The organism is Kitasatospora sp. NPDC040550 (assembly GCF_055594965.1).
Genome location: NZ_JBVIWC010000008.1, coordinates 36,066 through 54,088, shown reverse-complemented (window position 1 = coordinate 54,088; position 18,023 = coordinate 36,066). Strand labels below are relative to the sequence as shown.

Sequence of the window (18,023 nt, the reverse complement as noted above, 5' to 3'; positions counted from 1 at the left end):
GGCGGGGGCCGGTCGGCGGCGGTCCGCCCGGCCGTACCGTCCGCCACTCCCGTCCCAGCAGGACCAGGGGCACCAGCGGTCACCGGCGGGCATCAGCGGCAGCGACAGGCGGGGCGGCGGAGCGGGTCAGCGGGCGGCCGAGCGGGCCGAGGAGGCGGAGGCGGAGGACGCGGAGGGGGCGGAACCGCCGGGCCGGCACCCCACTGCCGGGTCCGACGGCCCGCCCTGCTGCCGCCCGTGGGCTGGGGGGAGTCCCCACGGACGGCAGGCGGGCGGGGCCCCGCCACCGGCGGGCACCCCTACCTGCTGGAACGTCGCGGCCCGCCCCACCGGTTCAGTGGGACGGGCCGCGGCCGGGGAACGTCAGGAGTGGCCGAGCTCCTCGGCCGGGGCGTCCGGCTCGACCGAGCCGGAGGTCCGGTCCGGGTGGAGCTGCAGCGGCTCGACCACCAGCTCGTCCAGGATCAGCTCGGACGGCGCCGGCGGGGCCGGGATGACGGCCGCCTCGGAGTGCCCGCCGCAGCCGTACGCGAAGGAGACGATCTGGCCGTCGGCCGGACCGAACTCGTTGCCGCACACGCCGAAGGCCTGTCCGAGCGAGCCGCCGATCGGGACCAGGAAGCCGCAGCTGCCGCACGCGGCCGGGGCGGCCTGCGCCATCGGGGTGTGCGGGCCGTGGACCTTCTCCCAGCGGTCCGCGGCCAGGTGCAGGCCGAGCCGGGAGAGCACCCGGCTGCGGCCGAGGCCGAGCTCCTCGGCGACGGCGTTGATCCGGGCGCGGGCCGGCGCGGGCTGGACGTGCGGGTCGCTGACGACCACGTCCTCCTCGGCGGCCAGGGCGACCGCGGAGTTCGGCGCGGGCTCGTCCTCGCCGGTCCAGCCGGGCTCCAGCCGGGCGTCGTCGGCGCCGGTGGGCAACAGGTCGCCGGGGCCCATGTCGCCCGGGCGCAGCCGCTCGCTCCACGGCACCCACTCCGGCGCCAGCACCGCGTCGGGGCCGGGCAGCAGCACGACCTCGTCCAGGGTGACGTTCTTCGCGCGCGGGGCGCGGGCGACGGTGACCGCCCAGTGCCAGCCGCGGTAGGCCGCGTCCAGGCACTCGAAGCTGTGGGTGACGACGCGGTCGGCGTCCGCCTGCGCACCGAGGTGCGCGCCGACGGCCTCGGGCCCGACGGCCTCCTCGGCAGCCTGGCGGGCGAGTTCGACGGCCTCGGCACAGAGCCGGTCGGGGGTACGGCTTCGCATCGCAGCACTCACGGCGTCGATTCTCTCCCAGTTCTTCTGTCGCCCACGGCGTGTTGCCTTCTCCGTCGCGGCTCGGTAGTCCCGCGTCCATTCTGCGCGACCCTGGGCCGCCACGGGTACCGACCGCGCCGCCCGTCCGGCCTGCCGGCGCCCCGGCGCCCACGCGGGCGGACCTTGGGGCAGGCTACCCGCCGGTCGGCGCCCCGGCACAGTCCGGGGCGGAGCCGAACCTTCCGGAGGCCGCGCCGAGCGGAGCCGAATCCCGCGTCACCCCGGCGAATCTGGGGCAGGATGGGCTTGTGGCGGACGAAAACCCGTCGCAGCACGCACTGCGCCCCTCGCAGGCCGGCAGCCCCGACGAGGCGCGGGTCGCGCCGCGACAGCAGTCTCCCGTCCCCGCTGCGGGCGAACCGCAGCCGGTGGCGGGCGGCGGGCCGTCCGCAGCCGCCCGGGTCAGTCTGAAAAAGTCGGCCCGGGTTTCCGTGGCAGCCGCCGAAACCGCCGAAACCGGACCGGACTCCCCCGCCGGCGCCCACGACGGGAACCTCGGCGCGGACCTCGACGCCGACCTCAGCGCGGACCTCGACGCCGACCTCAGCGCGGACCTCGACGGGGAGACCGCCGAGGAGACCTCCGAGCCCCACCGCCACTTCCTGGTCCGCACCGCCTCCGCCGCCGGCCTGCGCACCGGCAAGCTGGTGCACGGCACCGGCCGCCGGATCCGCCGGGCCACCTCGGCCGAGGGCGCGGGCGAGTCCGGCCTGGCGAAGCTGATCGAGCTGCACGCGCTGAACTCCTTCGGCGACATGCTGATCACCATCGCGCTGGCCTCCACCATCTTCTTCTCCGTCCCCACCGGCGAGGCCCGCGGCCGGGTCGCGCTCTACCTGCTGATCACGATGGCCCCGTTCGCCCTGCTCGCTCCGGTGATCGGGCCGCTGCTGGACCGGCTGCCGCACGGCCGCCGGGCCGCCATGGCGATGTCGATGCTGGCCCGGGCCGTACTGGCCTGGACGATGGCCGGGGTGATCTCCGGCGGCGGCATCGCGCTCTACCCGGAGGCGCTGGGCGTGCTGGTGGCGTCCAAGGCGTACGGGGTGGTGCGCAGCGTGGTGGTGCCCCGGCTGCTGCCGAGCCGGCTGTCCCTGGTGAAGGCGAACTCCCGGGTCACCCTGGCCGGGCTGCTGGCCACCGGGGTGGCGGCCGCGGTGGGCGGGCTGCTGCACCTGATCGGGCCGGGCTGGCCGCTGCGCGGCGCCTTCCTGGTGTTCGTGATCGGCACCCTGATGGCCTTCCACCTGCCGCACACGGTGGACTCGGCGAAGGGCGAGCAGCGGGCCGTGCTGCACGCCGAGGTGTCCGCCGAGGCGCCGGCCGGCGGCACGCACCTGATCCACCACAAGCCCCCGAAGGTCAAGGCCTCGCTGCGCACCGTCGGCCCCTCGGTGGTGCTGGCGCTGCGGGCGATGGCGGGGATGCGCTGGCTGGTCGGCTTCCTGGTGTTCTTCCTGGCCTTCCTGCTGCGCACCGACCCGATCGGCGGCCTGCGGCCGACCCTGGCGCTGGGCCTGGTGGCACTGGCCGCCGGGACGGGCAACGCGCTGGGCTCGGTGCTGGGCTCCTGGCTGCGCACCCGGGGCCCGGAGGCGACGGTCACCGCGATGCTGCTGCTGGCGACCTGCGTGACGGCGGCGGCCGCGCTCTGGTACGGCGTGGTGACGGTGGTTCTGGTCGCCGCGGTGTCCGGGATGGCGGCCTCACTGGGCAAGCTGGCGCTGGACGCGCTGATCCAGCGGGACGTCCCGGAGGCGGTGCGGACGTCGGCGTTCGCCCGTTCGGAAACCCTGATGCAGATGTCCTGGGTGGTCGGCGGCGGGGTCGGCATCGTGCTGCCGCTGAACGGGGTGCTGGGCCTGTCGATCGCCGCCTCGGTGGTCGGCCTGGTGCTGCTGTGGACGGCCCGCTCGCTGCTGCGGCTGGGCCTGCGGCGGCATCCGACCGCGCCCAGGGTGGCCTGAACCGGTCGGTTGGCGTGACGGAGCAACACGCGGTGGCCGACCCCCGCGTCGCGTGATCGCCCGGGCCCGGTAGATTCTGTCGCATGAGCCTCAATACCCGTGTCATCGCCGCCCTCGGCGCCGTCGTCGTGGTCGGTGCCGCCACGGTGGGCACCTCCGTCGCGATTGCCGCCGGGCAGACCGAGCACAGCTCCCACCGGGCCACCCTCCAGGTCGGCACCACGTCGACCGTCACGGACCCGCTGTGCTGGAACGACGGCAGCCCGCTGACCGACGACCAGCAGGACCAGTGCCAGACCAAGGCCAAGCAGGCCCTGGCCGACGGCAGCCTGCCGCAGTCCGACGTGCGGGCGAGCGACCGGATCGGCGTCGGCGTCAGCCCGAACGTCGCCAAGACCGGCTGGTGGGCCTCCACCAACGGTGGCGCCAGCAGCCAGGGCGGGCAGACCAGCCTGTTCTCCTACGCCCAGGGCCCGAGCTTCTCCGGCTCCCAGACCGCGGGCAAGGTGCTGAACTCCAGCGGCAAGACCGTGATCACCGTGGTCGAGATCGACAAGAAGTCGGAGAGCCCGATCGCGGTCTGGTACTTCCAGCTGAACACCAAGAACGACTGACGCTCCCCGCGATGACCGCGCAGGTCTCCGAAGCGCACCCCGGGCAGCCGGGCCCCGAACGGGCCCGGCTGCTCGTGGTCGTCGCGGTGCCGGCCGAGGCCGAGGCGGTGCTGCGCGGCCTGCCCGGCGGTGCCGCCGACCTGCCGCTGCCCGGCGGCACCCTGCACCGCTGCGCGGCCGCACCGGTGGACGTGCTGGCCGCGGGCGTCGGCCCGGCGGCCGCCGCGGCCGGCGCCTGCGCCGCGCTGGCGGCCCGCCCGTACGGTCTGGTCGCCTCGGCCGGGATCGCCGGCGGCTTCGCGCCGCTCGCGCCGGTCGGCGCCACCGTGCTGGCGTCGGCGGTGGTGGCCGCCGACCTCGGCGCCGAGACCCCCGAGGGCTTCGCCGACGTCACCGAGTTGGGCTTCGGCACCGCCCGGCACACCCCTCCCGCGGCCGTCGTCGCCCTGGCCGGACGCGCCCTGGCGGACCGGGACGTCCGGGCCGTGACCGGCCCGGTGCTGACCGTCTCCACGGTGACCGGCAGCGCCGAGCGGGCCGCCGCGCTGGCCGCCCGGCACCCGGGGGCCGCGGCCGAGGCGATGGAGGGCTTCGGCGTGGCCGAGGCCGCCGCCCGGTTCGGCGTGCCGGCCTTCGAGCTGCGCACCGTGTCCAACCCGGTGGGCCCGCGCGACCGGGCCGCCTGGCGGATCGGCGAGGCGCTGGCCGCCCTGGAGCGGGCCTTCGCCGCGCTTCCCGTCCCAGAACTGATCGAGGAGGCCGGCCGTGGCTGAACGGCTGAGCATCGCGTACTCGCCCTGCCCGAACGACACCTTCGTGTTCCACGCCTGGGCGCACGGCGCCGTCCCCGGGGCGGACGCCCCCGAGGTGACCTTCGCCGACATCGACATCACCAACGGCCTGGCCGAGCGCGGCGAGCTGGACGTGTTGAAGATCAGCTACGGCGCGCTGCCCTGGGTCCTGGAGGAGTACGCCCTGCTGCCCTGCGGTGGTGCGCTGGGGCGCGGCTGCGGGCCGCTGGTGCTCACCCTGCCGGGCGTGGCCTCGCCCGCGGACCTGGCCGGCCGGACCGTCGCGGTGCCCTCCGAGCGCTCCACCGCCTACCTGCTGTTCCGGCTCTGGGCGGCACGGGCGGTGCCGGGCGGCTTCGGCGAGATCGTCGTCCTGCCGTTCCACGAGATCATGCCCGCCGTCCGGGACGGCCGGGTGGACGCCGGCCTGGTGATCCACGAGGCCCGCTTCACGTACCAGCAGTACGGCCTGCACAGCCTGGCCGACATGGGTGAGGCCTGGGAGGCGGAGACCGGCCTGCCGATCCCGCTGGGGGCGATCGTGGCCCGGCGCTCGCTGGGCGCCGAGCGGCTGCGCGAGCTCGCCGCGACGATCCGCGAGTCCGTCCGGCAGGCCTGGGCGGATCCGGCCGCCAGCCGGGAGTACGTGCTGGCGCACGCCCAGGAGATGGACCCGGCCGTGGCCGACCAGCACATCGGGCTGTACGTCAACGAGTTCACCGCCGACCTCGGCGAGGAGGGCTACCGGGCCGTCCACGCGCTGCTCACCCGGGCCGCCGCAGCGGGGCTGGTGCCCCCGCTCGACCCGGGTGCGCTCGCGTTCTAGACCCTTTCGGGCCTCAGACGTCGAACTGGTCGGCCACCGCGCGCAGCAGGCCGGCCAGCTTCTGGCCGGTCGGCTTGGCCGGGTAGCGGCCGCGCTGGAGGCCGGGCAGCACCGCGTCCAGGGTGGTGATCAAGTCCTGGACGATCGGCGCCATGTCGTCGGCGCTGCGGCGCTGGGCGGCGGCCACCGACGGCAGTGCGTCCAGCAACTGCACGGCCATCGCCTGGTCCCCGCGGTGGCCGGCGACCACGCCGAACTCGACCCGCTGGCCCGGCTTCAGCACGGTGACACCGGCGGGCAGCGCCTTGGTGTGGACGAAGACGTCGTCACCGTCGTCGCGCGACAGGAAGCCGAAGCCCTTCGTCTCGTTGAACCACTTGACCTGGCCGGTGGGCATCTCGAACAGTCCTCGAATGGGTGTGAGGGATCCCGGCCCTGGCCGGGGATCACTGGGTGGTGTGGGGAGAAAGACGGCCGACCTCGGCTCGGCGCCCGTGGGCGCTCACGGCCGGCGCGTTGTCAGGAGCAGACTAATGGTCCGTCACTGCCTCATCAGCGGTCCGCGATGGGTCCGCGTTCCGAGGGCCGGACGGGCCGACGGGAGCGCGGGGATCTCGCGGCCGCGGACGACCCGGTACTGGCACGGCCGGGGCGCGGTTCTGCGCAGTCCATCGGCTCACACCCCCGGGTCTGAGGACACGGGACGCACCTGTAGCGCCCCTCGGCACCCCCTGCATACCCTCGCCCAGCAGGGATCAAAACGCATCGCTGCCGGGAAACTGCGCAACGTGACCGAGCCGCTCCGGTGGGCCGCCGCGGGGGCGGTTCTGCCAGACTGGGGCGCGGACCGGGCCCCGGACGGGCGGCCCGGCGCGGCTCGGAGGAGTGAGCGGACGTGAGCAGCCAGAGCGCCGACCCCGGCGACGTGTACGTCAAGGCCGGGACGGTGGTCTTCGGCATCGGCGCGCTCGCCACCCTGGTCACCTTCGTCCCGCTGTTCCTGCACCTGACGCCGCTGCCGACGGCCATGTACTGGCTGAGCATGCTGATGCCGGCCGGTTTCCTGGCCGCGCTGACCGGGCTTTTCCTGAACGCCCGGGCCCAGCGCGCCCGGATCGCGCCCCAGGAGTCCTAGGGCCCCGGAGCCCCGGGCCCGGAAGTCCCAGGACCCCGGAGTCCCGGGCCGCGTCCGGTGGATCAGGCCGGGTCGTGGCCGGCCAGGTGCCGGTCGAGCCACTCCGGGAAGCCGGTGAGGTCGGTGAGCACCACGTCGGCCCCGGCCTGGCGCAGTTCGTCGGCGTCGTACGGGCCGGTGGCCACGGCGACCGCGACGGCGTCCGCGTGCCGGGCGCCGACGATGTCGCCGAGGTGGTCGCCGACGTAGATGGTCGCGCCGTGCGCGCGCAGCGCCTCGCCCTTGGTCTCCGCCCAGAGGTCGCCGACCAGGACGTCCGCGTCCAGTCCGGCGTGCTCCAGGTGGAGGCGGGCGTTCGGCTCGTACTTGCCGGTGATCACGGCGATCCGGCCGCCGTGGGCGCGGACCGCCTCGACGGCGGCGTGGGCGCCGGGCAGCGGCACGGTCGGGGCGAAGGCGTGGTCACGGTAGAGCTCGCGGTAGCGGGCGGCGGCCCGCTCGGCCTCGTCGGCCGGGAACCAGTTGCGGATCTCGTCCAGCAGCGGCGGGCCGAGCCGGGTGACCACGAGGTCGGCGTCGACGGGGACGCCGGTCTCGGCGGAGAGCGCCCGGTAGGTGGCGTGGATGCCTGGCCTGGTGTCCAGCAGCGTCATGTCCAGGTCGAAGCCGACGGTGAGCGGGGCGGGCGGGGTCGCGGGCATGCCGCCAGGCTACCCAACGGGTCCGGGCCGGGACGAGGCGATTTGCCCCGCCTCCGAGGCGGAACTTAGGTTTACCTGAGTTTTCCGCGGAGAGGGCTCATGACCGACACCACCGCACCACCGGGCAAGCGGCGGACACCCCGTCACCGAATACTGTGGCTCGCCGCCGCACTGGCCGTGCTGGCCGTCGCGGTGCTGCTGAGCCTGGCGGTCGGCAGCCGGACGGTGCCGCTGTCGGCGACCGTCGACGCGCTGCTGCACGGCGGCGGCTCCGCCGACGCCGTGGTGATCCGCGAGCTGCGGGTGCCCCGGACGGTGGTCGGGCTGGCCGTGGGCGCCGCGCTCGGGCTGGCCGGCGCGGTGATGCAGGGCCTGACCCGCAATCCGATCGCCGACCCCGGCATCCTCGGGGTCTCGCAGGGCGCGGCGGCGGGCGTGGTGGTCGCCATCTCGGGCTTCGGGGTCTCCACCCTCACCGGGTACGTCTGGTTCGGCTTCGCGGGCGCCGTGCTCGCCACCGTGCTGGTGTACGGCCTGGCCGGGCGCGGCCGGGGCGGGGCCACACCGATCAAGCTGGCGCTGGCCGGCTCGGCGATGTCCGCGTTCATCGCCTCGCTGAACACCCTGGTGCTGACCACCGACGCGGCCACCATGGACCAGTTCCGGTTCTGGCACGTCGGCTCGCTCTCCGGCCGGACGGCGGACGTGGCCTGGCAGCTGCTGCCGTTCCTGGCCGTCGGCACCCTGCTGGTGGTGGCGGTGGCGCGCGGGCTGGACGCGCTGGCGCTCGGCGAGGACACCGCGAAGGGGCTGGGCGCGAGGACCGGCGCCGTCCGGGCGGTCGGCGCGCTGGGCGCCACCGTGCTGACCGGCTCGGCGGTCGCGGCGGCCGGACCGATCGCCTTCATCGGCCTCGCCGTGCCGCACGCCGCCCGGGCGGTGGCCGGCGCCGACCACCGCTGGATCCTCGCCTTCTCGGCCGTCCTCGGCCCGGCCCTGCTGCTGCTCGCGGACACCCTGGGCCGGGTGCTGTTCCCGCCCTCGGAGGTCCCGGCGGGCGTGATGACGGCGCTGGTGGGGGTGCCGGTGCTGGTGGCGCTGGTGCGGCGGCGGAAGGTGGTGGCGGCATGACCGCGGTTTCGCTGCGCGGCTATTCGGTGGTGCGGGCCGGGCGGGCCTCGTTCCTGCTGCACCGGCGCTCGGCGCTGGCCGCCGTCGGGCTGCTGGTCGTGCTGGCGGCGACGGTGGTGGCCTCGCTGTGCCTGGGCGAGTCGACCGTCTCGCCGGGCGAGGTGGTCAAGGTGGTGCTGGGGCAGCCGAGTCCGGACGAGCTGGTGGTCGGGGAGTTCCGGCTGCCGCGCGTGGTGGTGGGGCTGCTGGTCGGGGCGGCGCTCGGGCTGGCCGGGGCGCTGGTGCAGACCGTCGCCCGCAATCCGCTGGCCAGCCCGGACGTGGTGGGCGTGACCTGGGGCGCGACCGTCACCGTGGTCGGGCTGATGGCGTACGGGGTGGTCGGCTCGACCGGGCAGGCGCCGTACGCGGCGGTCGGCGGCGGACTGGCGGCCGGGCTGCTGGTGTACGCGCTGGCCTGGCGGCGGGGGCTGCACGCCCAGCGGTTCGTGCTGATCGGGATCGGGATCAGCGTGGCGCTGTCCTCGCTGACCTCCGTCTTCCTGACCAAGGGCGACGGCTTCCAGGCGCAGGCCGCGAAGGTGTGGATGACCGGCAGCCTGAACGGCACCGGCTTCGACCAGGCCGGGTGGCTGGCCTGGGTGCTGCTGGCGGCCCTGCCGGTGGCGCTGTGGGCGGCGCGGGCGCAGCGGTCGATCTCCTTCGACGACGCGACGGCCGTGGGCCTCGGGCTGCGGCTGGACCGGATCCGGCTGGGCATGGCGCTGCTGGGCATCGTGCTGGCCTCCTGTGCGGCGGGCGCCGCCGGGCCGGTGGACTTCGTGGCGCTGATGGCCCCGCAGATCGCGCTGCGGCTGGCCCGCTCGGCGCAGGTGCCGCTGCTGTGCTCGGCGCTGACCGGGGCGCTGGTGGTGGTCCTGGCGGACCTGGTGGCCCGGCGGCTGCTCGCCCCGACCGAGCTGCCGGTGGGCGTGGTGACCGGCATGGTCGGCGCGCCGTACCTGATGTGGCTGTTGATCCGTTCCCGCCGTGGAGGTTCCTGATGTCCGTTCCCCGCTTGGAGGCCCGGGGCCTCACCCTGGCCTACGAGGCGCGCACGGTCGTCGAGGGCCTGGACGTCGGCATCCCGGACGGGCGGGTGACGGTGATCGTCGGCCCGAACGCCTGCGGCAAGTCGACGCTGCTGCGGGCGCTGGGCCGGCTGTTGAAGCCGGTGCGCGGCGCGGTGCTGCTGGACGGCGAGGAGCTGGCCCGGATCCCGACCAAGCGGATCGCCCAGCGGCTCGGCCTGCTGCCGCAGTCGCCGACCGCGCCCGAGGGCATCTCGGTGGCGGACCTGGTCTCGCGCGGCCGCCAGCCGCACCAGAGCTGGTGGCAGCAGTGGTCGGCGGAGGACGAGGAGGCCGTCGCCGAGGCGCTGGAGCGCACCTCGACGGCTGAGCTGGCCGAGCGCAGTGTGGACGAGCTGTCGGGCGGGCAGCGCCAGCGGGCCTGGATCGCGATGGCGCTCGCCCAGGGCACCGACATCCTGCTGCTGGACGAGCCGACCACCTATCTGGACATCGCGCACCAGGTGGAGGTGCTGGACCTGGTGCGCCGGCTGAACGTGGAGCGCGGCCGGACGGTCGTCGCCGTGCTGCACGACCTCAACCAGGCGGCCCGGTACGCGGACCACCTGGTGGCGATGCGGGACGGCCGGGTGGTCGCCGAGGGTCCGCCGGGCGAGGTGGTGACGGCGGAGCTGGTGCGCGAGGTGTTCGGGCTGGACTCGGTGGTGGTGCCGGATCCGGTGACGGGCACTCCGCTCGTTGTGCCGGGGGCGCCGTGGGCGGCGACGGCCGAAACGGCCGGGGCCGTGGACGCTTAACGGCCTTTTAGCCGCCATTTCGGACATAATCGACGGGCCCACCGCAGCCTCACCGCCCGAGGACCCGCCGATGCCCCGGATCTCCCGCCGTACGTTCCTCGCCGGGCTCGGCGGACTCGGCGGGGCCGCCGCGCTCGCGGCGTGCAGCGGCTCCGGGGGCTCCCAGCCGCCCGCCGCGGACTTCGAGGCGAGCGGCACGCCCTCCCCCACCCCGCTGCCGCCGGTGACGGTGAACGCCGCGACCGGGCCGGTGCAGGTGCCGGGCGAGCCGGTGCGGGTGGTCGTACTGGACACCGACGTGCTCGACTCCGCCCTGACCCTGGGCATCACCCCGGTCGGGGCCGCGCTCCCGGCCGCCGACACCGGCTTCCCCGCGTACTGGCCGGCCTCCCGCACGGCGGGCGTCCGGCTGGTCGGCCCGGCCGGCGCGCCCGACCTCGCCGCCCTCCGGGCGCTGCGGCCGGACCTGATCCTGTCCGACCAGACCCGGGACGGCGACCGGTACGAGCAGCTGCGGGCGATCGCCCCGACCGTGCTCACCCAGACCACCGGGGCGCCCTGGAAGGCGAACTTCCAGCTGCACGCCCAGGCGTTGAGCCGGGTGGCGGCCGGGGCGGCCTTCGTCGCCTCGTACCAGAAGCACGCCGGGCAGGTGGCGGGGGCGCTGGCGGCGGCGAAGCTGTCCGGGCGCAAGGTGAGCCTGGTGCGGTTCACGGAGGGCGGCGGGATCCGGCTGTTCGGGCGGCAGAGCTTCCCCGGGTCGGTGCTCGCCGACGCCGCGGTCGGGCGGCCGGACGCGCAGAACGTCGAGCAGTCCGACTTCGAGATCCCGCTGGACCAGATCGGCAAGGCGGACGGCGACCTGCTGCTGTACGCGACCTACGGCGATCCGGAGCGGGCCGGCGAGGAGGCGGCGTTGGCGAGCCCGGGCTGGCAGGGCCTCGGGGCGGTCAAGGCGCACCGGGCGTTCCCGGTGGACGACCAGCTGTGGTTCCAGGGGATCGGGTACACCGGGGCGAACTTCATGCTGGACGAGCTCCAGCGGTTCCTCGGGGCCTAGGCGGGGCGCGGTCGGGGCCTGGCCGAGGCCGAGCCGGGGCCGGGCCGGGGCCGAGCCGGGGGACGGCATGGGCGCGGCCTCGTCCGCCCACTGACGATTAGTCGACATCGTCGGGTTGTGCAGCCGACCGGCGCTTCCGCCACAATGGCGCCGCCCATTCACACCATTTCGTCCGGGGGACACCACCATGTCAACTGCGGTAGCTCCGACCGCCCCTGCCCGCAAGGGCAAGGCCGCCGCGCTCGGCTGGCTGATCAGCATCGCCTTCAACGTGGTCGCGCCGATCATGATCTACAACCAGCTGCACGACCACGGCTACAGCGAGTCCACCGCCATCCTGCTCTCCGGCCTCGGCCCGGTCCTCGACACGGTGATCTACCTCGCCTGGCACCGCCGGATCGACGAGTTCGCCGTCGTCTCGCTGGTCTTCGTGGCGCTGACCCTCGTCGTCTCGCTGGTCGGCCCGACCGACCCGAAGATGCTGCTGGCCAAGGACTCCTTCGTCTCGGGCCTGCTCGGCGTGCTGTATCTCGGCTCGCTGGCCGCGCCCAAGCCGATCATGTTCTACTTCGGCCGCAAGTTCGCCACCGACGGCACCCCGGAGATGGTCTCCTGGTGGAACTCGATGTGGCAGTACCCGGGCTTCCGGCTGGTGCAGCGCAACCTGACCATCGTCTGGGGCACCGCGTTCATCCTGGAGGCCGCGCTGCGGATCGTGTTCGTCTACACGCTCTCGCACGGCACAGTGGTGACCATCAACAGCATCCTCCCGTTCGCGGTGCTCGGCGGGCTGATCTACTTCACCATCACCTACGCCAAGCGGGCCAGCGCCCGTGGCCGGGCCGCCGCCGAGGCGGCCGCGGCTGCGACGGCGGCCGCCTGAGCCGTGCGGAGTTCAGCCCGAACTCGCGTAGCGGGCCGGTGAGATGCCGACCGCCGCGGTGAAGTCCCGGGTGAGATGGGCCTGGTCGGCGTAGCCGAGTTCGACGGCGAGCGCCGCCAGGTCCAACCTCCCCTCCTCCGAGGCGCGTTCGGCGGCCTCGTGGAGCCTGGCCCGGCGCAGCACCCACTTCGGGGAGGCGCCGACGTACTCGGCGAACAGCCGTTGGAGGCGGCGGACGGTCAGGCCCAGCTCGCGGGCCAGCTCGTCCACCCGGCGCAGGTCCGGGGAGCCGGTGATCCGCTCCACCATCGCGGCGACCTCCTCGGCGACCGGGTCGGGCGCGGGCAGCAGCGGCAGCAGGAAGGCGTCGGCCCGCGCCGCGCTCGGCCCGTCCAGGACCAGGGCGTTGGCCTCGTCCGCCCCGGGCCCGAAGTAGTCGGCGGCGGGGACGGACCGGTCGGCCAGGGCGCTCACCGCATGCCCCGCGAAGGGCCGGAAGGCGCCGGGGCGGAACTTCACGCCCAGGACATGCCCGGTGCCTTCGAGACGGCGGACGAAGAGCGAGCGGTCCACCCCGTAGACGCGGGCCCGCGGGGCCTCGAAGACCAGGTGGACGTTCGGGTGGGCGAGCACCTTCTGCTCGTACGGCGGGTGGCCGGCCAGGTCCCAGCGGACCACCCAGTAGAACTCCACGAAGCGCGCCACGGCGGGCGCGGGCGCCACCCGCTCCACGCCGATCAGCTCGGCGGCCCGGGCCGGGTGGAGCACGCCACGGCCGAGGTCGGGGGCATCGGGGGCAGCCATGGCACCAGGCTAGTCGTCGCGCTTCTTCACGGTCGTCGCGTCTCTTCGCGGTCGTCGCGTTTCTTCAAGACCGGGCGGCGCCCCCCGGCGCACGATCGGGGCATGAACGCTCACCCCCTGCACCCCCTCCTGGCGCGTGCCGCCGCCGTCGCTTCCGAGGTCGCCACCGGCGTCCCGGCCGGGGCGGCCCTGGACGCGCCGACGCCCTGCGGGGAGTTCGACACCCGGACACTGATCAACCACTGGGTGCTGTACACCTCGCACGGCCTGGAGCACCGGGCCCGGCGCACCGAACTGCCGGTGGCACTGATCGAGCGGGACTTCACGGCGGACGCGGACTGGCGCGCCGAGTACGCGGCCCAGGTGGAGCGGGCGGTGGCGGCCTGGGGCGACCCGGCCGCCTGGGAGGGGGACGTCGACCTCGGCGGGTCGCCGTTCCCGGCGGTGGGGATCGCCCGGATGCTGGTCCTGGAGCTGCTGCTGCACGGCTGGGACGTGTCCCGGGCGGTGGGTGGGAGCATCGAGGTCGATGACGAACTCGCGCTGCTGGTGGGCGAGATCGTCGCGGAGAACGCCGAACTGTTCCGGCAGTACGGCGGGTTCGCGGAGCCCGTCGCGGTGCCCGAGGACGCCTCGGCGTGGGAGCGCGCGTTGGCGGCGTCGGGGCGTGACCCGCGCTGGAAGGCCTGACCGCTCAGTCCATCAGGTCGGGCGAGAAGTAGTCCCGCAGGCGGGCGATCCTCCCGTCGCGGACGCGGACGATCTGCACGAGGGAGACCGCCCGCTCCTCCTCGCCGTCGTCCCCGTCGAAGACCGTGTCGATCTCGGCGATGAACACGTCGGGGTCGGCGGTGGTGTGCAGCACGTAGGCGGACTTCTCGACGTTCGGCGGGCGCCCGCCCTTCGCCCGGTGCTGCTCGTAGTACGCCGCCATGGCGCTGCGGATCTCCTCGCGGCCCTCCAGCCGCCGGGGGAAGGCGGCGCCGGCGGGCATCAGCGGCGCCTCGAGGACGCCGTCCTCGGTGAAGCACTCGGCGAGGGCGTCGGCGTTCCTGGTCATGGCGCCGGCGTGGACGTAGCTCAGGAAGATCTGCTGCGGTGTGCGGGACACAGCGGCCTCCTCGGGCTCGGGCACAGGAGGCCATCCCATCACGGGCCGGCGCGGGGAGGGCGGTTTCAGTCGGCGCGCATCGCCGTCGTGAGCTTGGTGTGGAGGAGGCGGACGGCCGGGGAGTGCTGGTCGCGGCGGGCGACCAGGCCGAGGCGGGCGTTCGTACCGGCGTCGGTCAGCGGGACGGCCCGCAGGCCGGCGCCCTCCACGGCGGAGGCGCTGAGGACGGCCACCCCGGCGCCGCGCTCGGCCAGGCGGAGCACGGCCGCCGGGGAGCTCGCCTCGATGTCCACCCGCGGTTCGAGGCCGAGCTGCGCGCAGGAGCGGTCGTAGGCGGCGCGGAGACCGGTGCCCGGGGAGAGGCAGAGGATCTTCTCGCCGCGCAGGTCGACGAGAGTCAGGCCGGGGCGGTCGAGGCGGTGGCCGACGGGGACGACGGCGGCGATCGGATCGTCCACGACCACGCCGACCTCCAGCCCGGTGGCCACCTCGCCCGCGTAGCCGATCAGGGCGAGGTCGAGGGCGCCCGCCAGGACCTGGGCCTGGAGCAGGTCGGAGTGCCCCTCGTGCAGGCTCAGTTCGATGCCGGGGTGAGTGCGGCCGAGGTCGGCGACGGTGTCCAGGAAGGGCGGGATCGAGCAGCCCATGATCATGCCGAGCCGGACCCGGCCGCGTACGGCGTCGGCGAACTCGGCGGCGGTGTGCCGGATGGCGTCGAGGGTGGCCAGGGCGTTCTTGGCGAGCGGGAGGATGGCCTCCCCGGCCGGGGTGAGGTGGATGCGGCGGCCGGCGCGGTCCAGCAGTTGCTGGCCCAACTCCTTTTCCAGCTTGGCAACTTGGGTGCTGACGCCGGACTGGCTGACGTGCAGGCGGGCGGCAGCCGCGGTGAACGAGCCCTCGTCGACGACGGCGGCGAAGTAGCGCAGCTGGTGCATCTCCATATCTGAGGATGATAGCTGGGATCGGTTCTATCTGTTGGACGGATGGTCGGGGCGGCGGGAGGATGGAGGCATGACGACGACGAAGAACGCGCGAGAGCTGGCCGAGACCTACTTCACCGCCTGGGAGGCGGGTGACTTCGACACCATCCGGGGCCTGCTGGCCGAGGACGTCGACTTCGTGGGCCCGCTCGGCACCGCGGCCGGGATCGACCAGGCGCTGGGCGGACTGCGGGGGCTCGGTCAGGTGCTGGAGAAGATCGACGTGAAGATGCGGGTGGCGGAGGGCGACGAGGTCATCACCTGGTTCGAGCTGAACACCAGCATCGCGCCGCCGGCGCCGACGGCGAACTGGATGCACGTGGAGGACGGGAGGATCGCGCGGATCCGGGTCACCTTCGACCCGCGCGAGGTGCTGGCGGGATTCGAGAAGAAAGCCTGAGGAGGGCCGAGCGGGGCGGGCCGAACAGCACGGGAGACGGGGGTCGTGATCGCCGGGGGCGGTGGCGGCCCTCTTCGGCTGTTCGCGCTCAGGCGTCCTCGTCGGGTGTCATCACCCTCAGGGCGGTGATGACACCCAGCACGACCGTGGCGATCGCGAGGGCGAGGAGCGTCGCGAAGGCGGCGGCGATCAGGAACCGCACGGGCGCTCGCGGTCACGGTCTCGGTCGCGGTCGCGGTCGCGGTCGCGGTCGGCGTCGAGGAGCAGCGTGAGGAGGTTGAGGAGCGTCGACGCCGGGGCCGTGTTGAAGCAGACCAGGACGCGGCCGTCGAGGGTCCGGTCGGTGGCGGCCGAGGGGAAGATCAGGCCGAACCTGCGCCCGCGCTCGTGGAGTTCGGCGAGGAGGCTGAGGATGTGGTCCTCGGTGAAGGCCCGGATCCGGGGGTCGGTGGGCTGCATGGGCTGGCGGGTCACTGGGCGCCGTCCAGCTCGAACCAGATCGACTTGCCGTGCTCCCGGGGGTCCACGCCCCAGCGGGTGGTGAGGCCCTCGACCAGCTGGAGGCCGCGCCCGGACTCGGCGAGGACGGAGGGGGCGTGCAGGTCGGGGAAGAGCGGGCTCTCGTCGGAGACGGAGACCCGGAGGGTGTTGCGGGTCATCGCGAGGATCTGGACGACGGGGGCGGGGGTGTTGCCGTGCCGCCAGGCGTTCACGAGGAGCTCGTAGAGGCAGAGTTCGGCCTCGAAGATGGTGGAGGCGGGCCAGCCGAGGCGGACCATGGCGTCCTGGAGGGACTGGCGGCCGAGGGCGAGCGAGGGCGTGTTGAGGTGACGCATGGGAGTTCTCCCGGGCGTGGTTGAGAAGGGGGATCCGGCGGATAGATGTCGCCGTGAGCCAGGCCAGGCAAATGGGCATAGCTGCTCTGCGGCGCTTGCTAGCAAGCGTTACTGACGATCCGTCGGATCGATGTGACATCGACCATAACGCACACGAGTATCCAAATTTCCACACTCGCGGAAAGTTCCCTCTACGGTGGTAACTGATGGCCTCGCGCTCAGCCAGCGCGGCAGACTGGGCCTCACTGCACCTGGAAGGAAGTCATGCCTCCTCGTTCGAACCCAACACTCCGCCAGCGCCGACTCGGAATCGAGCTTCGGAGAATGCGCGAGCAGGCCGGGTTCGGCGGCACTGAACTTGGCCGGATGGTCGGCATGAGCCCAGCCCAGGTGACGCAGATGGAGTCAGGCAGGATCGGCATCAGCACTGACCGACTGCGCGTGATCGCCGCTGCCTGCAGCTGTGTCAACGAGCCCCTCATCGAAGCTCTCGCCACCCTCATCGGTGAGCGAGGCAAGGGGTGGTGGGAGGAGTATCGCGGCACCCTCTCAGACGACTTCCTCGATGTGGCCGAAGTTGAGGGCCACGCGCAAAGACTCGCCACCTTCACGATCACCTTCCTCCCTGGGCTACTTCAGACAAGCGCCTACGCCTCGGCAGTCTTCAGCCGGGCTTTCCCCGCCCCAGCTCCTCATGAAGTCGATCTCAGAACTGCCTTCCGCATGCAGCGACAGCAGATCGTCAGGTCCGGAGACGTTCCCTACACAGGGTTCATCCACGAGGCAGCACTGCGGATGCAGTTCAGCGGTCCAAAGATCCTCGCCGACCAGCTCGGCGCTCTCATCGAAGACTCTTACACTCCGGGAATCTCGATCCGAGTCGTACCGTTCGATGTCGAGACGTTGCCCGGCCCCAGCGAGAACTTCACCTACGCCAACGGTGCAGTGCCCGAGCTCGACACTGTCCAAATGGACTCGGGCCACGGCAACCACCTCTATGACGCTCCACCCCACCTGGCCGCGTTCCGGGAGACTCTCGGCCGCATGGAGTCCGTCGCCTTGTCGGAGGATGAGTCTCGATCGTTCATTCAGGCTGTCAAGGCAGAGATGGAAGACAAACATGACTAAGTTCAAGTGGCAGAAGTCCAGCTACTCCGGAGCAAACGACACCTGCGTCGAAGTCCGCGCCGTAGACGGCGCTATCGAACTCCGCGAGTCCGACGAAGGCCACCTCATCCTCCGCACCACCCCCGCAGCCCTCGCCTCCCTGCTCAACGGCATCAAGGCCCGCGAGTTCGACCACCACGCCTAGCCTCCCAGCCCGTCGCGCCCGACCGCGCGACGGGCCAACCGAGCCAAGGAGGGCCGAATGCGCAAGTCAGAGTGGCAGAAGTCCAGCTACAGCGGGGCGTCCAGCGAGTGCGTGGAGGTGCGTGCCGCCGGCCGGGCAGTCGAACTCCGCGAGTCCGACGAGGGCCACCTCATTCTCCGCACCACCCCGGCCACCCTCTCCGCCCTCCTCCAGGGCATCAAGGCCCGCGAGTTCGACCACCACGCCTAGCCTCCCAGCCCGTCGCGCCCGACCGCGCGACGGGCCAACCGAGCCAAGGAGGGCCGAATG

Annotated in this window: 23 protein-coding genes; 15 read left to right on the top strand and 8 right to left on the bottom strand. The window is 73.6% G+C overall.

Annotation, left to right across the window (positions count from 1 at the left end; translation table 11 throughout):
• Window positions 1-363: 363 nt before the first annotated feature.
• Window positions 364-1,245, bottom strand: coding sequence for a DUF3027 domain-containing protein (locus ACZ58X_RS14160; protein ID WP_470333927.1), 882 nt, complete (start codon window positions 1,243-1,245; stop codon window positions 364-366).
• A gap of 653 nt (window positions 1,246-1,898) precedes the next feature.
• On the opposite strand from ACZ58X_RS14160, the gene ACZ58X_RS14155 reads away from it, so the two are divergent.
• The 4 genes from ACZ58X_RS14155 (at window position 1,899) to ACZ58X_RS14140 (ending at window position 5,494) form a co-directional block, all read left to right on the top strand.
• Window positions 1,899-3,263: an MFS transporter gene (locus ACZ58X_RS14155; RefSeq protein WP_470334110.1), complete on the top strand. Its 1,365-nt coding sequence runs from the start codon at window positions 1,899-1,901 to the stop codon at window positions 3,261-3,263.
• 83 nt (window positions 3,264-3,346) lie between these two features.
• On the top strand, window positions 3,347-3,877 hold the full coding sequence (locus ACZ58X_RS14150; protein ID WP_470333926.1) for a hypothetical protein: 531 nt from the start codon (window positions 3,347-3,349) through the stop codon (window positions 3,875-3,877).
• A gap of 11 nt (window positions 3,878-3,888) precedes the next feature.
• The gene (locus tag ACZ58X_RS14145; protein WP_470333925.1) at window positions 3,889-4,650 is read left to right on the top strand and encodes a futalosine hydrolase; all 762 of its coding nucleotides are present in this window, start codon (window positions 3,889-3,891) and stop codon (window positions 4,648-4,650) included.
• A complete protein-coding gene (locus ACZ58X_RS14140; protein ID WP_470333924.1) occupies window positions 4,643-5,494 on the top strand; it encodes a menaquinone biosynthesis family protein in 852 nt (283 codons plus the stop codon). Before ACZ58X_RS14145 ends, ACZ58X_RS14140 begins: the two co-directional genes overlap by 8 nt.
• 13 nt (window positions 5,495-5,507) lie before the next feature.
• Here ACZ58X_RS14140 and ACZ58X_RS14135 read toward each other — a convergent pair whose 3' ends face one another.
• Complete coding sequence (locus ACZ58X_RS14135) at window positions 5,508-5,891, bottom strand: cold-shock protein (RefSeq protein ID WP_350504961.1); 384 nt, start codon at window positions 5,889-5,891, stop codon at window positions 5,508-5,510.
• 498 nt (window positions 5,892-6,389) lie between these two features.
• Between ACZ58X_RS14135 and ACZ58X_RS14130 the strand changes: the two genes are divergently transcribed.
• Window positions 6,390-6,629: a hypothetical protein gene (locus ACZ58X_RS14130; protein WP_470333923.1), complete on the top strand. Its 240-nt coding sequence runs from the start codon at window positions 6,390-6,392 to the stop codon at window positions 6,627-6,629.
• 62 nt (window positions 6,630-6,691) lie between these two features.
• Here ACZ58X_RS14130 and ACZ58X_RS14125 read toward each other — a convergent pair whose 3' ends face one another.
• Complete coding sequence (locus ACZ58X_RS14125; protein ID WP_470333922.1) at window positions 6,692-7,330, bottom strand: HAD family hydrolase; 639 nt, start codon at window positions 7,328-7,330, stop codon at window positions 6,692-6,694.
• 99 nt (window positions 7,331-7,429) lie between these two features.
• On the opposite strand from ACZ58X_RS14125, the gene ACZ58X_RS14120 reads away from it, so the two are divergent.
• From ACZ58X_RS14120 to ACZ58X_RS14100, 5 genes are all read left to right on the top strand, one after another.
• On the top strand, window positions 7,430-8,461 hold the full coding sequence (locus tag ACZ58X_RS14120) for a FecCD family ABC transporter permease (protein ID WP_470333921.1): 1,032 nt from the start codon (window positions 7,430-7,432) through the stop codon (window positions 8,459-8,461).
• Complete coding sequence (locus ACZ58X_RS14115) at window positions 8,458-9,504, top strand: FecCD family ABC transporter permease (protein WP_402489130.1); 1,047 nt, start codon at window positions 8,458-8,460, stop codon at window positions 9,502-9,504. Before ACZ58X_RS14120 ends, ACZ58X_RS14115 begins: the two co-directional genes overlap by 4 nt.
• Entirely contained in the window at window positions 9,504-10,328 is an 825-nt protein-coding gene (locus tag ACZ58X_RS14110) for an ABC transporter ATP-binding protein (protein WP_470333920.1), read from the top strand. The genes ACZ58X_RS14115 and ACZ58X_RS14110 overlap by 1 nt, the downstream gene beginning before the upstream one ends.
• A gap of 70 nt (window positions 10,329-10,398) precedes the next feature.
• Window positions 10,399-11,388: an ABC transporter substrate-binding protein gene (locus ACZ58X_RS14105; protein ID WP_470333919.1), complete on the top strand. Its 990-nt coding sequence runs from the start codon at window positions 10,399-10,401 to the stop codon at window positions 11,386-11,388.
• A gap of 187 nt (window positions 11,389-11,575) precedes the next feature.
• Window positions 11,576-12,271: a VC0807 family protein gene (locus ACZ58X_RS14100; RefSeq protein ID WP_470333918.1), complete on the top strand. Its 696-nt coding sequence runs from the start codon at window positions 11,576-11,578 to the stop codon at window positions 12,269-12,271.
• Window positions 12,272-12,283: 12 nt separating this feature from the next.
• On the opposite strand, the gene ACZ58X_RS14095 is transcribed toward ACZ58X_RS14100, so the two are convergent.
• Entirely contained in the window at window positions 12,284-13,075 is a 792-nt protein-coding gene (locus ACZ58X_RS14095) for an AraC family transcriptional regulator (RefSeq protein ID WP_470333917.1), read from the bottom strand.
• A gap of 102 nt (window positions 13,076-13,177) precedes the next feature.
• Between ACZ58X_RS14095 and ACZ58X_RS14090 the strand changes: the two genes are divergently transcribed.
• Window positions 13,178-13,765: a TIGR03086 family metal-binding protein gene (locus ACZ58X_RS14090; protein ID WP_470333916.1), complete on the top strand. Its 588-nt coding sequence runs from the start codon at window positions 13,178-13,180 to the stop codon at window positions 13,763-13,765.
• Window positions 13,766-13,769: 4 nt separating this feature from the next.
• Here ACZ58X_RS14090 and ACZ58X_RS14085 read toward each other — a convergent pair whose 3' ends face one another.
• Window positions 13,770-14,186, bottom strand: coding sequence for a nuclear transport factor 2 family protein (locus ACZ58X_RS14085; protein ID WP_470333915.1), 417 nt, complete (start codon window positions 14,184-14,186; stop codon window positions 13,770-13,772).
• Between the two features lie 65 nt (window positions 14,187-14,251).
• Window positions 14,252-15,127 (bottom strand): LysR family transcriptional regulator, encoded by an 876-nt coding sequence (locus ACZ58X_RS14080; protein ID WP_470333914.1) that lies wholly within the window; start codon window positions 15,125-15,127, stop codon window positions 14,252-14,254.
• A 70-nt stretch (window positions 15,128-15,197) separates the two neighbouring features.
• Between ACZ58X_RS14080 and ACZ58X_RS14075 the strand changes: the two genes are divergently transcribed.
• Window positions 15,198-15,566, top strand: a complete 369-nt coding sequence (locus ACZ58X_RS14075; protein WP_470333913.1) for a nuclear transport factor 2 family protein — start codon at window positions 15,198-15,200, stop codon at window positions 15,564-15,566.
• A gap of 189 nt (window positions 15,567-15,755) precedes the next feature.
• Here the strand turns inward: ACZ58X_RS14075 and ACZ58X_RS14070 are convergent, their stop codons facing one another.
• Together ACZ58X_RS14070 and ACZ58X_RS14065 are read right to left on the bottom strand one after the other, a co-directional pair.
• Window positions 15,756-16,025 (bottom strand): hypothetical protein, encoded by a 270-nt coding sequence (locus tag ACZ58X_RS14070; RefSeq protein ID WP_470333912.1) that lies wholly within the window; start codon window positions 16,023-16,025, stop codon window positions 15,756-15,758.
• A gap of 11 nt (window positions 16,026-16,036) precedes the next feature.
• Entirely contained in the window at window positions 16,037-16,402 is a 366-nt protein-coding gene (locus ACZ58X_RS14065) for an ATP-binding protein (protein WP_470333911.1), read from the bottom strand.
• Between the two features lie 264 nt (window positions 16,403-16,666).
• Here ACZ58X_RS14065 and ACZ58X_RS14060 point away from each other — a divergent pair, with 264 nt between their 5' ends.
• The 3 genes from ACZ58X_RS14060 to ACZ58X_RS14050 are packed head-to-tail and all read left to right on the top strand — an operon-like array spanning window position 16,667 to window position 17,963.
• Window positions 16,667-17,530, top strand: a complete 864-nt coding sequence (locus ACZ58X_RS14060; RefSeq protein WP_470333910.1) for a helix-turn-helix domain-containing protein — start codon at window positions 16,667-16,669, stop codon at window positions 17,528-17,530.
• The gene (locus tag ACZ58X_RS14055; protein WP_470333909.1) at window positions 17,523-17,714 is read left to right on the top strand and encodes a DUF397 domain-containing protein; all 192 of its coding nucleotides are present in this window, start codon (window positions 17,523-17,525) and stop codon (window positions 17,712-17,714) included. Before ACZ58X_RS14060 ends, ACZ58X_RS14055 begins: the two co-directional genes overlap by 8 nt.
• A gap of 57 nt (window positions 17,715-17,771) precedes the next feature.
• The gene (locus ACZ58X_RS14050) at window positions 17,772-17,963 is read left to right on the top strand and encodes a DUF397 domain-containing protein (RefSeq protein ID WP_470333908.1); all 192 of its coding nucleotides are present in this window, start codon (window positions 17,772-17,774) and stop codon (window positions 17,961-17,963) included.
• Window positions 17,964-18,023: the final 60 nt, after the last annotated feature.